Below are 14,564 nucleotides of genomic sequence, written 5' to 3' on the forward strand. Positions count from 1 at the left end.
TCTAATGGTGACGCATTAGCAGGTTAACGCGCGTCAAACTCACCATGGGCTGCACGGTGCGGTTTGGCGTTCTCCAGCTCAACCTTAAGTTGCGCTTCCACGTATCCCGGTGAATGGGTTTTCACAGAAAGCAGACGATACATAGCAGGGATAACAAACAGCGTAACCGCCGTTGCGAACGTCATACCCGCAAAGATCACCGTACCCACTGCCACTCGGCTTTCATAGCCTGCACCGGTTGAGATAATCAACGGAATCGCGCCGATAATGGTGGTAAACGCCGTCATCATGATTGGGCGAAGACGACGCACTGCGGCATCAATAATCGCTTGTTCAAACACCACGCCGCGATCACGAAGCTGGTTGGCGAACTCGACAATCAAGATACCGTTTTTGGTTACCATACCAATCAGCATGATCATGCCGATCTGCGAGTAGATATTCAGACCTTGATCCGTCAGCCACAGGCCAACAAAGCCACCGAATATCCCCATCGGCACCGTCAACATGACGACCAACGGGTTCACGAAGCTTTCAAACTGCGCTGCCAACACCAAGTAAGCCACCAGCAATGCCAAACCGAACACGATTAAGATACTGCTCTGGTTGTCTTTGAATTCCGCCGATTCACCGGAATAGCTGACCGAAATGTCTGCCGGTAACAATTCAATGGCTTTGGCATCAAGGAAATCCAATGCATTGCCCAAGGTGTAACCGTCACCCAAGTTCGCTTTCAGCGTGATAGCCTTTTGCTTGTTAAAGTGGCGAAGCGTTTGCGCGGACGCCACTTCTTCTACTTCAGCAAGGGTATCCAGGCTCACCAAGTCCCCATTGCGGGTACGCATGTAGATCTGGCTGATGTCGTCTTTGCTGTTGAAGCGAGCTTCATCGCCACGCAGATAAACATCAAACTCTTCACCGCGATCAACAAAGGTCGTCTCTGTGCGTCCACCCAGCATGACTTCCATCGTGTTCGACACGTCGTCGACGCTAATCCCCAATTCCGCAGCGCGTTGACGGTCAATTTTGACCACCAATTCTGGCGTGGTTTCTGCGTAGTCGAGATCGACACCTTGCATGATTGGGCTGGCCTTGGCTTCATCCACCAATACTTGCGCCCATTTGTTGAGTTCTTGGTAATCCGCACCGCCCAAAACGAGCTGAACAGGTTCACTCGAGCCACCGCGGAAACCAGGCATGAAGGCGCGTACGAAAATATCAGGAATACCGGCGAGCGCTTGACGGACACGTCCTAGTGCTTGGGCTGCCGTTTCATCGCGGCTATCCCAATCTTCAAGCTGCATGATAACGAAACCAGTCTGATCCCCTGCCATGCCGCCAAAGGCTGGCGCTTGTAAGCTAACCGACGTGAGCAAACCTTCGTCGACCAACGGCATCAAACGGCGTTCAACTTCTTCCATGTTGACCACCATGCGGTTGTAAGCTGTGCCTTCTGCGCCTTTGACGAACGCCATCAACACGCCACGGTCTTCTTGCGGAACAAGCTGCGCAGGCAGGTTTTTCATTAACCACGCACTACCACCGATACACGCGATGATCACTAACGGCGCAGCAAAACGTGCAGCAACGGCCACGGTCACCAACCGTCGATACCCGTTCTCGAATGATTCGAAGAAGTTATCAACCATATGGTTAAACGCGCCACGTTTCACATTGGCTTTTAGGATTTTACTGCCCAATACCGGCGTGAGCGTGAGTGCCACGATGGAGGAGAAAATCACGGCCATCGCCAGTAATACTGAGAACTCTGTAAATAGCTTTCCGACCATGCCATCCATAAAGGAAATTGGCAGGAACACCATCACCAGAACCGCGGTGGTGGCAACAACGGCAAAGCCCACTTCTCGTGTGCCGTTATAGGCAGCAACAAGGGGCGTGTCCCCTTTTTCAATATGGTGGAACATGTTCTCGACCACCACGATGGCATCATCCACCACCAGTCCTATCGAGAGGATCAGCGCCATCAAGGTCAGTAGGTTGATAGAGAAGCCAAAGAAATGAGCCGCAATAAACGCCGAGATCAACGACACAGGAACCGTGACCGCAGGGATCAAAGTGGCACGTACCTGACCAATAAAGATATAGAGGATCAATACCACCAGCGCGCCGGTGATAAACAGGGTGCTGTATACCTCATCGATAGAGCGTTCAATGAAGATGGTAGAGTCATAGTCGACCCAAAGGTTAGTGCCTTCAGGCAAGAATGGCTGGAACTCTTCAACAAGCGCACGCACGCCAACAGCAACGTCCAATGGGTTCGCATCAGATTGCGCGACAATACCCAAACTCAGGTTATTAATGCCGTTGTTTTTATAGGTCGCGTTCTCGTTCTGGGAGCCGATGTAAACGTCAGCCACGTCTTTGAGGTAAATCGGGCTGCCATCTTTTGCCGTTCGCACCACAAGGTATTGGAAATCGTCAGGGGTCTGATACAAGCGTTCAGTACGTACCGTCATCTTGGTGATGTCGTTACGGATTTCACCGCCTGGACTTTCCAAGTTTTCACGACGAAGCGTGGACGTAATATCATCCGTGGTGACGCCACGCCCTGCCATAAGCACGGGATCGAGACGCACATACATCACTTTGTACAGTGCACCATATAGCTCAACCGAGCTGACACCTGACAGCAGGCTAAATTTGTCTTCCAACACACGCTGGGCATATTCAGTCAGCTGCGTTCTGTCCATTTCTGACGACGCAAGGTTGATGTAGATGGATGCTTCGCCCGAGCCATTAGATTTGGAAACAATGGGTTCGTCAGCTTCGTCAGGGAGACGTCGCTGGGCTCGTGCTACGGCATCACGCACATCGCTGACACCTTCGGTTAAGTTCCATTCAATATCGAACTCAACGGTAATGCGAGACATGCCGTTGCGGCTTACCGAGGTGATTTCTTCAATCCCACTGATGCCGGACAGCTCATCTTCCAGCGCTTGAGTAACTTGGCTTTCCATGATGCTGGCAGATGCGCCCGCATAACGGGTCATCACTGAAACCACAGGGCTATCAATATCTGGGTATTCGCGCACCGACAAGTTGCTGAAAGACACGATACCAAACACACACAAGAGCAAGCTCAATACAATGGCGACAACAGGCCTTTTAACAGAGACATCTGAAAGCCACATTTACTTGCCCTCTTCCGTCTTCGTGCTCTGTGAGTTTGATGCGCTCTGTGCTTTCGCTGCCGTTAAGTCGTTCACTTTTGTTCCGTCGCGCATGCTCACCAAACCTTGCACCACGATGCGATCGCCAAGTTCTAAGCCGCTTTCAACCGTCACTTTGTTTTCGACGCGCGCGCCGAGTTTTACTTCAGTGCGGTTTGCAATGCCTTCATCATCAACCAAATACACAAAGCGCTTGGTGCCCGAATATTCGATCGCCTGTACAGGGATCACCGCCGAAATTTGTGGTGCAAAGCCCAACGTCGCCTCCATCATCATGCCCGGACGCAACAAGCGATCGCCATTGTCGATATCGATACGGGCACGTAGATTCAATGAATCGTTGTTGATGCGTGAATCCACTGCAGACAAATGACCTTCAAACGTTTTGTTTCTCCACGCTTTGGTATGTGCGGTCACATTGATGTCTTTGCTCAGTTCACTGAGGTACTGTTCAGGCACATTGATGTCTAGCTGCATAAGCGACAAGTCATCAAGGTTTAGCAGGGCATCACCCGCTGAGACCAATTGACCACGCGTGATGTCCACAAGGCCAACCGTGCCAGAGAATGGGGCTTTGATATGCAGATCATCCAGATCCGCCTGTGCGGCATCTAAACGCGCTTTGGCAATATCCACGCTGGCTTGCTGTGCATCCAGCTCGGTTTTAGTTAACGCACCGCGCTTATGCAGCTTGGCGAACTCGCCGTGCTTACGCAGTTCATCTTTATGAAATGCTTGCGCCTCTGAAACCGACGCCTGCGATTTTGCTGTTTCCAAAGTGAACAGCGGCTCGCCTTCTTTTACTTGCTGACCAGCCGTCACATGCACCGCGTCGATTTTGCCGCTCACTTCAGGGGCAATAATCACGGAGTTTTCGGACTTCAGGTTACCAATCAATGACAGGTTGCGCGTAACAGGGTGTGATTCAACTTGCGCTGTGGCGACAGCGACCGCTGGACGAGCTGAACGCCCTGATGGGGTATCAGCCGCTTCTGTGTTGCTTTGCCAAGCAAAAAATCCCGCGCCACCGAGAACGATGACAGCGGAGAAAAGCAGTTTATTTTTCATCTTCGTAACCGTAAATAACAACTCGCGATAGTCTACTCTATGCCTATCTTGTGTGCGGTAAAGAAATGTAAATAAGGCAAAGAAAACATCATAGATAAGCAGAAAGAATGCCAGCATTAAGGCGCTTCATTTCTCGCCTAGAATTGCGTTTGCACATCAAAATTCGCCAGTTTGGTCTAACTTCACGCGCCAACGTCGAAAAAACCAGCAAACGCACAGCGTTTTGGAGAAAAGTGCTTTACAGCGTCCGGTCGTTTGATAATATGCGCCCCGCACTTGTGGTGGGATTCCCGAGTGGCCAAAGGGATCAGACTGTAAATCTGACGGCTCCGCCTTCGAAGGTTCGAATCCTTCTCCCACCACCATCATTCGCTTTGTGGCTTGATGGAAACATTAAGAACGCAACGCAACATAGAAAAAGAAAAACTCGTGGTGGGATTCCCGAGTGGCCAAAGGGATCAGACTGTAAATCTGACGGCTCCGCCTTCGAAGGTTCGAATCCTTCTCCCACCACCATCATTCGCCTTGTGGCTTGATGGATAACATTAAGAACGCAACGCAACATAGAAAAAGAAAAACTCGTGGTGGGATTCCCGAGTGGCCAAAGGGATCAGACTGTAAATCTGACGGCTCCGCCTTCGAAGGTTCGAATCCTTCTCCCACCACCATCATTTAAAAAGCCAGCTCTCAGAGCTGGCTTTTTTCGTTTCAGTCAACGCTGGCGTTAATACCCTTTACTGACCAACACTTCCTCTGCCATGAGGTGCCCAGAGATCTTGTTCCGGCCCTTTTGGCACAATGCGAGTTGGGTTGATGTTGGCGTGACTGTAATAGTAGTGACGCTTGATATGGTACATATCAACGGTTTCAGCAACGCCCGCCACTTGGTATAGCTCTTTCAAGTAACCGAACAAATGACGATATTGCGCGATCTGCTGACGGTTACATTTGAAATGCCCAACATAGACAGGGTCGAAACGCACTAGCGTGGTGAACAAACGCCAATCTGCCTCTGTGATCTTATCTCCAGCAAGATAGCGATGACTCGCTAAATGGGCATCGACCTTATCGAGTGCTGCAAACAGATTATCAAACGCTTCTTCGTACGCGCCTTGAGTGGTCGCAAAACCATTGCGATACACACCGTTGTTAATGTGTGGGTAGATATAGTCGTTCCATTCATCAATGGTGCGACGAAGCGCTTCGGGGTAGAAATCTTCAGTATTTCCCGTGATGTCATTAAACGCTGAATTAAACATGCGGATGATTTCCGACGACTCATTGCTGACAATGGTTTGGGTTTGCTTGTCCCAAAGCACTGGTACGGTCACACGGCCGGTGTAATCAGATTTTGCCTTGGTATACACCTGATGCATTAAGTTAAAGCCATACAGCGCTTCTGGTTCATCAAATTGCCAACCACTTTCCAACATGTCAGGGCTGACCACAGACACGTCAATGTGTTGCTCAAGCCCTTTAAGCTGCCTGAAAATCAGTGTGCGGTGAGCCCAAGGACAAGCCAGTGAGACATAAAGATGGTAGCGACCAGATTCGGCTTTGAAGCCTGCTTCTCCTGTTGGCCCAGCATCTCCCGTTGGCGTGACCCAGGAACGAAAACCTGCATCTTCTCGCACAAACTTTCCGTTCGATGTTTTCGTGTCATACCAAACATCATGCCAGACACCTTCCACTAATTTTCCCATTGTCTCTCTCCTCAATGCATTTATACCCAAACAACCTGAAGATGCTCGATGTTTGGGTATAGATTCAGTGTATAAAGTCACGGCGATAAAGTCGGCAGTAAGATTTTGGCAGACTTATTCGAAAAAACTGAACAGATAAACAAAAAGCCCTCAGTACTAGAGGGCTTTTGTCAGAACATTTGTGTTTACGGTGCGCTGTGTCACTTTCCACTTAAGACGGTCGCACTTAAGAACGACCACCTAGCATGCTGATATTGAAGGTGACATTTCGCGCCGCACTGCCATCAGGATAGGTTTCTTGAATTTCTATTTCATCGTCTTCTATAGCAAAACGAATGGTAGGGTCTTGTGCTTGATCTCGCCATCTACCTTCATTTTGCGACCAAATAGCACGGGTTTTATCCACTTTACAGCGAACATGCCACTTGTTTCCGTCGTCGGGGCGCGTGTAAGACATATAGAAGATATCGAGCTCGGTCTCCGCATCTTTGACGATTTTGTCCGTCGTCATGATGGTCGGACTTTTCCCTTTAATAGCAGCAACGCTCGCTTTGCATATTTGCTCGGTTGTGAAGTCTCCATATTCGCTGCACCCTACCAAGAAAACCAAAGCCGATGACACCAATGCCGTTTTGATCAGCGTGTACATTTTCATGAAAGGCTCTCCTACTCTTCGCAAAACTCAGACAACGTCTTGATTGCCAATAACAATGTTTTACTACAGCATAGTTGTAAATATTAGACTCTGCGTTGTAAGGCATTTCCGAGGTTTTTATCGAGCGCCTTTAAGCAACCATTCAGAACTTAGATCAGGTACACTAAGCCTACGCTCGACGGTTTTCACAGATAGAGAGAAGCACAACAACATGAAAGTCATCTCATTCAATATCAATGGCCTACGCGCCCGCCTTCATCAGCTTCAAGCATTAATCGAAAAACATCAGCCCGATGTGATTGGCTTGCAAGAGATTAAAGTACACGACGAAGCGTTTCCTCTCGCAGACGTAGAAGCCATGGGCTACAAGGTGTATCACCACGGCCAAAAAGCGCACTACGGTGTCGCTATGTTATGTAAACAAGAACCCGTCAGTGTTCAAAAAGGCTTTCCTACTGATGATGAAGACGCTCAACGCCGCATGATCATAGCGACGTTCAAGCAAGAAGATGGCAGCGAAGTGACGGTATTGAATGGCTACTTCCCGCAAGGTGAAAACATTGCCCACGAAACCAAGTACCCTGCAAAGATTAAATTCTACAAAGACTTAATGACATACCTCAATGACGCGCACACGAGCGATCAAAACGTGATTGTGATGGGTGACATCAACATCAGCCCTATCGATCTTGATATTGGTATCGGCGACGTCAACCGCAAGCGCTGGCTAAAAACGGGCAAGTGCTCGTTCCAACCAGAAGAACGAGAAATGCTCGCCACGTTGATGGACTGGGGCTTTGTAGACACCTTCCGCCAACAATTCCCGGATGCTGACGATAAGTTCTCGTGGTTCGATTACCGCTCACGCGGCTTTGACGACAACCGTGGCCTGCGCATTGATGTGGTTTTAGCCACTGCGCCCTTGGCGGCGAAGTGTGTTGATACTGGCATTGATTACGAACTGCGTGGCATTGAGAAGCCATCAGATCACGCGCCAATTTGGGCAACCTTCGGGTAAGAGCGGAAGAGAAGATCCGAGAAAGAGCAGGTCCTAGATCCTAGGGAAAAGCTTTTGGTTACAACGCCCACAAAAAAACCGCCGATATTCGGCGGTTTCTTTTTATTTACTTGAAAGCACCTGCTCTCCCTAGGACCTGCTTTTCCTAGACCCTAGGATCTATTTCTTGTCCTAGGATCTATTTCTTGTCCTAGGATCTATTTCTTGTCCTAGAACCTGCGCTTAACTCTCCAACGGTCTTAGGTGTCTGTGCCAGCGGTGCTCTAAACGCTTAAAACCATAAACAATGGTGAAGGTCAGGCATAGGTAGATAGCCGCCACAAACAAGAACGCATCAAACGGTGCATAGAAACGTGCATAGATGTCTCGAGCTGCGCCTGTCAGGTCAATGATCGTCACAACCGAAGCGATGGAACTCGCATGCAGCATGAATATCACCTCATTGCTGTAAGCTGGCAATGCACGACGAAATGACGATGGCAGGATAATGCGGCGCAAAATAGTGAAACGCGACATACCATAAGCCACACCTGCTTCGATTTCCCCACGGGGCGTTGCCATCATCGCACCGCGTAAAATCTCAGTGGTATAAGCGGCTGTATTCAGCACAAACGCAATCAAGCAAGGGTAGAACGCGTCTTCAACGATAGCCCAAAACATGGACTGCTGAATGCCTTCTATTGTCGCCACACCGTAATAGATCAAATACAACTGAATAAGGAGTGGTGTGCCACGGAAGATGTACACATAGACCCAAACTGGACGGTTAATCCAAGGATTTTTCGAGGTTCTAGCGACCGCTAACGGCACGGATAAAATCATGCCTAAAAACAGGGAAAGTACCACCAACTGGACTGTCATCGTCAAACCACTCCAATAGTGAAGGATGGTGGTTGAAGTGAAAATCTCATTCTGGTCGAGAAACGCGTATATAGATTCTAACATTCTGACTCTCCCTAGCCTCTTACCACACCAGCACTGAACTTACGTTCAAGTCGCTTTAGGCCAAGCTCCGATACAGACGTGATCAGCAAATAAACCATCGCGACTGGAATGAAGAATTTAAACGGTTCGTTCACCGCCCCTGCCGCTTCTTTTGCTAGACGCGTCATGTCCGCCAATCCAATCACAGAAACCAGTGCCGTGGTTTTAACCAGTACCAACCAGTTGTTACCAATACCTGGCAATGCGTGGCGCATCATTTGCGGGAACATGATGCGACGGAAAACCATCCAGTTGCTCATACCATAGGCGGTTCCTGCTTCAAGCTGACCGCGGTCAACCGCAAGGAATGCACCGCGGAAGGTTTCCGCCATGTACGCACCGAAAATGAAACCAATGGTCGACACACCCGCAGTGAATTCATCAACGTTAAAGAACACGTCGATTTCATAGCTGTCATAGAGCCAATCAGAAAAGTTGTTGAGCATGATCTGAACGCCGAAAAAGATCAGCAACATCAGTACCAAGTCAGGCACGCCGCGAACCACAGTGGAATACACCGTTGCCACGCCACGTGCGATACGATTATTGGATAAACGGGCCATCGCTGTGACCAAGCCAAGCAGCAATGCGATCACCGCTGAAAGCACCGCCAGTTCGACGGTAAGAATTGCGCCCATAAAAATGGAAGGGCCATAACCATGCAGATCTAACATCCTTTACCTCCTGCACGTAAAAAAACCGACTTCGATTGTCATCGGTCGCAAGGGAGCATATCCGGCGCCCTTTGGAACGCTCTGTATATCGTTAGCTCTGTCCGTTAACGGTATACAGGGTGTTGCTTTGAACTTGAGGGCGAGCATTCAACAAGGAACGCTCTCCCTCAATGACGAGCAATTACATTTTGATATCGTACTTGAAGTACTTGTTCATGATCTCGTCGTAAGTACCGTTTGCTTTCACTTCATCCAAAGAGGTGTTGAAGATAGCAAGTAGGTCTTTGTCACGCTTGCGCATTGCTGCACCAACGCCGCCACCCAGCTGGATGTTTTCGCCAACAGTTTTGAAGTTAGCACCGTCAGATGCACCCAAAATCGCCGCTTCACCCACAGGGAAATCAATCAGAACCAAATCAAGGCGACCGCCTTGTAGGTCAAGCACCAAGTCATCACCGGTTGTGTAACGCTTGATTTCTGCCACTTTACCGAACGTGTCAGTAGCGTGGTTGTCTTGGATCGTACCGCGCTGAACACCGATACGCTTGCCTTCGAGAGAAGCAACATCATTAGGGTTAAGGGTTGAGTCTTTTGGCGCAAAATAGCCGCTTGGCGTGTTGTAGTAAGGCTTCGTAAACGCAACCTGCTTTGCACGCTCTTCGGTGATAGACATAGACGAGAAGATCACGTCATATTTGCGTGCTTTCAGACCTGGGATAATACCGTCCCATGCTTGAACCACCCAGCTACAGTTCAGCTTAGCGTTTTCACACACAGCATTACCGAGATCCACTTCGAAACCCGTCAAGGTGCCATCAGGTGCTTTATATTCGAAAGGTTCATAAGGTACATCAACAGCGATGCGCACATCTTTCCATTCTTTTGCTTGAACAGCTGTCGCACCAAGTGCAGCAGTAACCGCTACAGCAACTAACCATTTTTTCATCTTTCTGTCTCCTTATGGATATTTGAACCAGATGGCGAACATTCCTTTTCCATCTGCCGAATATGCGTAGCTACGCGTTTATAAATTGAAGAGCGTTAGTAAATTGAGGCTCTAATAAATTGAAGCTCTAGTAAATTGAAGCTCTAGTAAATTGAAGCTCTAATAAATCGAAGAAATAAACTGTTTCAGACGTTCTGACTCTGGTGAAGTAAAGAGCTTTTCAGGGTCACCCTGCTCTTCCACTCGACCTTGATGCAAAAACATCACGTGATTAGACACGTCGCGAGCAAACGCCATCTCATGAGTTACCACAAGCATAGTACGCCCTTCTTCCGCGAGGATTTTCATCACATTGAGCACTTCACCGACCAATTCAGGGTCAAGTGCAGAGGTGGGTTCATCAAACAAGAGCGCTTCAGGCTCGACAGCAAGCGCTCGCGCAATGGCGGCACGCTGTTGTTGACCACCTGAAAGGTGACCGGGGTAGTAGTCTCGACGCTCATAAAGGCCGACACGCTGTAAATAGGCTTCTGCGCGTTCAATCGCTTCAGCTTTAGACACACCTAAAACATGTATAGGTGCTTCGATGACATTCTCCATCACCGTCATGTGTGACCAAAGGTTGAACCCTTGGAAAACCATGGCTAATCGCGACCGGATGCGTTGAACTTGTTTTTCACTGACGGGAACGGCTTCACCGCCACGACCGTTCTTCATTTCAATCAATTCGCCATTCACCCAGATTTCACCACTGGTTGGCGTTTCAAGAAGATTGATACAACGAAGAAACGTACTCTTACCTGAGCCGGAGGAGCCAATAATTGAAATCACATCACCGCGATGTGCATCCAGAGAAATTCCCTTTAATACTTCATGTTGACCAAACGTTTTGTGTAGGTCTTTGATTTGCAGCGCTACTGCTTCCGTCATGCGCTTGACTCCTGTCATTCTGTTAGCACGTCGCTTTTAACACTGTAGCGCTTGGTTCCCATGTTGACATGCTCTACTAATCAATGAGTAATAGAGAAACGCTAACAAAAGGGCGAGCTCGATGGTTCAATTGACAATCTTGCCATTTTCACCCGTGCTACAACACAATTCACTACTTAAGCTCGTTTCTGTGAAAATAACACCCATTAGTTCCGACAGCAACAATTTGTTAACCTTTAAGTCAGTAAAAAATAAGTCATTTAAAGTGCATAAATAAACAGACCGCCAATTTGCCATGGTATCGATTTCATTGCTGGTTTAAAAAGGTTAGTGTAGGGTGTGTTTTGATAGAATATTCTTATATTTCAATGTCGAGAGAACTATGCTTCCCCGCTTGCTGACACTGTGTCTTGCGCTTGTCTCTTTTTCAGGCATGACGACGACCAACACACTCTCCATTATTCCTGAGTTATCGAACGGGTTTGTGCAGAACTACAACCCCTTTCGCACGGATAAGCTGGCAACAACGCGAGATTTCATCTTCGAGCCATTGATGGTGTTTGAGGACGATATGGTTCACTATCGCTTGGCAGAAAGCTATGCCTTATCTTCTGATCTCAAAGGCATTACTCTCAACCTGAGAGAAGGCATTCGCTGGTCGGATGGCACGCCTTTCTCAGCAGACGACGTTACGTTCAGTTTATCGTTACTCAAAAACGAGCCCGAATTGGATTACAATTCACTTGGCAAGTGGATCGAACGTGTCGAAAAACGTGGCAAAAATGAGGTGTACGTCTCGTTAACTCACCCGAACGCACAAATTGCACTGCAACTGCAAGAAGCCATTATTGTTCCCGCTCACCAGTGGCGCGATATTAAAGATAAACGCTTCTATCTCAATGCGTCTCCCATTGGTACAGGCCCCTTTACTCACATTAAGGCATTTAGCAGCAACAATATCGTCCAGTGCCGCAATCCATACTATTGGCAGCAAGATGAATTAAACGTTGACTGCATCCGCTATCCGCAAGTTCGCAGCAACGATGAACTTATTTCCCGCTTAAGCAATGGGGAATTCGATTGGGCCAGCGCGTTTATTCCAGATATTGAACGCAACTATGCGTCTTACTCTCCTGACTATCGTTATGACTACAAGCCATCAACCATTGTCAGCTTGTTGTTTAACTTCGACCACCCCGATCCGGAAACGCGAAAAGTCATTCAAGACGTGAGATTTCGCCGAGCCGTTTCCATGAGCCTCGCTCGGGAACTCTTGATTGACGTTGCAGTATTTGGCCAAGGTGAAATAGCCGCATTTGCCAGTGGGTTAGAACCTAGGTTTAAAGATTGGATCACACCATCGTCTGCGGAGCAGCATCTATACTACATTCGCTTTCACCCGAAGGCGGCTGCACGTTTACTGGATGAGATGGGCTTAGAAGACAAAGATGGGGATGGATTTCGCGATTTACCGTCCGGAGCGCCGCTCACTTTGCGCTTGATTTCACCATCAGGGTGGAGTGATTTCGTGTCTGCGGCGAATATCTCTGCTGAAATGTTATCGGCGGCAGGTATTCATGTCGTTAGCCAAGCCGTCTCCTTTGGCAATTACACAGATTTGATATCCAGTGGTCGCTATGACATGGGCATCACCAACTACTTTTCTGGCCCCACCCCGTACCGTTACCTAGATTCCGCATTTAATAGCCAATATCAAACCCCAAACGACGCGCGTTTTTCCCAGCATGGCTATCGTGATGAAAGCATTGATAAATTACTGGATGACTACTTACTCACATCAGATAAGAACGCTCAAAAGGAAATCATCAATCAACTTCATTTACGCATTTCCAAACAACAGATAACCATTCCTCTTTACTACAAGTTTGAAACGGTTGAATTCACCACGTCACGGTTCAAAGGCTGGCGAATGCTAAAGGATGGTTCACCCAATGTGCCCCCTATTTGGTACACAGAAAGGGCGAGACTGATTCAGTTATTGGCGTTAGAGCCTATCGACGATTTCTAGTACGTTATTGATTCATCATCAAATCGAGCGTTTTTAACCACACAGTCGCGTCGCTCTCTGGGTCAAGCTCAAGAAGCATTTCATAAGCAGAACGCGCCAAAGAGAGTTGACCGCTCTTCATGGCGCTGTAACCCAGTATTTCCCAGAAAAATGTGTCGTCGCCACCACCTAAATCAATGGCTTGTTGTGCTAAGGCAACGGCATCAGGCCACCGTTGAAGCCGAGACGCAATACGACATTGGGCTTTGAGTAGATACAGCTCTGGCTCTTTGTTCAGCGCTGACGCCACATCCCAAGCCTTTGACCACTGCTGGGCTTCCATGTGGTACTGCAGTTTACGCTTTAATAAGTCACGACTCGCCAGTAAATCCTCGTCTTTGATCCCCTGGTCCAAAAACGCCATGGCTTTCTCTGGTTGCCCCAGCATGCTGGAAAATTGCGCCATATCCAGATAGTCCGCGTCTGTTAATGCCGACCCTTTTTTCTGTTCTTCCTTCAAAATAGCCAGCGCTTGACGTATCGCGCCGAGTTGGGCGTAGGCCATGGCTTGTTTTTGCTGCCAGCGTAACGCATGACCAAATTTTTGCTGGATGATACGCGTGGTATTGATCAGTGCACGATGCTGTTTAAGTTGCTCCTCACTCAGTGCTTTTATCTGCCAGACAAATTCTGGAACATCCGCATAGCGAGCAATAATCGCATTGGTTTGCACGAGCGCTTGGTTGTAGTCCTTTTCTGTGAAAAGTGCGCGAGCATAAAGTTGCTCTACGGGCTGGAACGGCGGGAACTCTTCCAAATAAGTACGCCCATGAAGCACAGCCACATCGGCTCTTCCTTGCTTCATCGATAAAGAGACAAGTGCACCCAAAGTATCCTGACGAAGACTTGGCGGTAACTGGCGGTATTGAATGGCCTTGCTGTAAGCGGTGTAAGCGCGTTGATAATTCCCTTCGTGCAAATAGATGAAACCCAATAGACGTTGATGCAATGCCTCTTGTTCGTCGTTATCAGCAACAATCGCTTTCGCAAGATCTGCCGCTTCGCGAAATTGTTCTTCTGACAATAGCTTTTCAATGCGATTCAGGTGCTTGGAGAAATCAGGATCGCTGGCCTGAACTGGAAACATCACACTGAATAAAAGAATGCCGACGCCAATTACTTTCATATCCCTCAGCCATTAACGGGTTGATATCTCGACTATAACGTAATTTAGACAACTGCTGCTTATCTGAGCGTCTATTTTTTGTGGATAATTAGCAATATTTTGCAGTACACCCCAAGTAACTTGGCTTTAACCACGGAACGCAAGCAACTTCAGGTTGTTTGGGTATACGTATATACTCCTTCCTCCGTTATGAGACAGAGA

The 14,564-nt window shown here is 48.3% G+C and carries 11 protein-coding genes and 3 tRNA genes; 5 read left to right on the top strand and 9 right to left on the bottom strand.

Annotated elements, in window-relative coordinates; genetic code table 11:
* Positions 1-23 precede the first annotated feature (23 nt).
* Positions 24-3,152 carry a multidrug efflux RND transporter permease subunit gene (locus tag LRP50_RS14560; protein WP_274165188.1) on the bottom strand — a complete coding sequence of 1,043 codons (3,129 nt, stop codon included), beginning with the start codon at positions 3,150-3,152 and terminating at the stop codon, positions 24-26.
* Entirely contained in the window at positions 3,153-4,259 is a 1,107-nt protein-coding gene (locus LRP50_RS14565) for an efflux RND transporter periplasmic adaptor subunit (protein WP_274165189.1), read from the bottom strand.
* Between the two features lie 280 nt (positions 4,260-4,539).
* Here LRP50_RS14565 and LRP50_RS14570 point away from each other — a divergent pair.
* From LRP50_RS14570 to LRP50_RS14580, 3 genes are all read left to right on the top strand, one after another.
* A tRNA-Tyr gene (locus tag LRP50_RS14570) sits at positions 4,540-4,624 on the top strand.
* A gap of 66 nt (positions 4,625-4,690) precedes the next feature.
* Positions 4,691-4,775: transfer RNA gene (locus tag LRP50_RS14575), tRNA-Tyr, on the top strand.
* A 67-nt stretch (positions 4,776-4,842) separates the two neighbouring features.
* Positions 4,843-4,927 (top strand) — tRNA-Tyr (locus LRP50_RS14580).
* Positions 4,928-4,993: 66 nt separating this feature from the next.
* Here the strand turns inward: LRP50_RS14580 and LRP50_RS14585 are convergent.
* Together LRP50_RS14585 and LRP50_RS14590 are read right to left on the bottom strand one after the other, a co-directional pair.
* Positions 4,994-5,962, bottom strand: coding sequence for a glutathione S-transferase family protein (locus LRP50_RS14585; protein WP_274165190.1), 969 nt, complete (start codon positions 5,960-5,962; stop codon positions 4,994-4,996).
* A gap of 226 nt (positions 5,963-6,188) precedes the next feature.
* Complete coding sequence (locus LRP50_RS14590; RefSeq protein ID WP_274165191.1) at positions 6,189-6,617, bottom strand: hypothetical protein; 429 nt, start codon at positions 6,615-6,617, stop codon at positions 6,189-6,191.
* Between the two features lie 211 nt (positions 6,618-6,828).
* Between LRP50_RS14590 and xthA the strand changes: the two genes are divergently transcribed.
* Complete coding sequence (gene xthA / locus LRP50_RS14595; RefSeq protein WP_274165192.1) at positions 6,829-7,635, top strand: exodeoxyribonuclease III; 807 nt, start codon at positions 6,829-6,831, stop codon at positions 7,633-7,635.
* 222 nt (positions 7,636-7,857) lie between these two features.
* On the opposite strand, the gene LRP50_RS14600 is transcribed toward xthA, so the two are convergent.
* From LRP50_RS14600 to LRP50_RS14615, 4 genes are all read right to left on the bottom strand, one after another.
* Positions 7,858-8,580 (bottom strand): ABC transporter permease, encoded by a 723-nt coding sequence (locus tag LRP50_RS14600; protein WP_274165193.1) that lies wholly within the window; start codon positions 8,578-8,580, stop codon positions 7,858-7,860.
* An 11-nt stretch (positions 8,581-8,591) separates the two neighbouring features.
* Positions 8,592-9,293: an ABC transporter permease gene (locus tag LRP50_RS14605; protein WP_274165194.1), complete on the bottom strand. Its 702-nt coding sequence runs from the start codon at positions 9,291-9,293 to the stop codon at positions 8,592-8,594.
* A gap of 181 nt (positions 9,294-9,474) precedes the next feature.
* Complete coding sequence (locus LRP50_RS14610) at positions 9,475-10,239, bottom strand: transporter substrate-binding domain-containing protein (protein ID WP_274165195.1); 765 nt, start codon at positions 10,237-10,239, stop codon at positions 9,475-9,477.
* A gap of 159 nt (positions 10,240-10,398) precedes the next feature.
* Positions 10,399-11,169 (bottom strand): ABC transporter ATP-binding protein, encoded by a 771-nt coding sequence (locus LRP50_RS14615; protein ID WP_274165196.1) that lies wholly within the window; start codon positions 11,167-11,169, stop codon positions 10,399-10,401.
* A 382-nt stretch (positions 11,170-11,551) separates the two neighbouring features.
* On the opposite strand from LRP50_RS14615, the gene LRP50_RS14620 reads away from it, so the two are divergent.
* Positions 11,552-13,198, top strand: a complete 1,647-nt coding sequence (locus LRP50_RS14620; protein WP_274165197.1) for an ABC transporter substrate-binding protein — start codon at positions 11,552-11,554, stop codon at positions 13,196-13,198.
* 4 nt (positions 13,199-13,202) lie between these two features.
* Here LRP50_RS14620 and LRP50_RS14625 read toward each other — a convergent pair whose 3' ends face one another.
* On the bottom strand, positions 13,203-14,363 hold the full coding sequence (locus LRP50_RS14625; RefSeq protein WP_274165198.1) for a tetratricopeptide repeat protein: 1,161 nt from the start codon (positions 14,361-14,363) through the stop codon (positions 13,203-13,205).
* Positions 14,364-14,564 lie beyond the last annotated feature (201 nt).

Source organism: Enterovibrio gelatinilyticus, assembly GCF_028683095.1.
Classification (GTDB): Bacteria; Pseudomonadota; Gammaproteobacteria; order Enterobacterales; family Vibrionaceae; genus Enterovibrio; species Enterovibrio gelatinilyticus.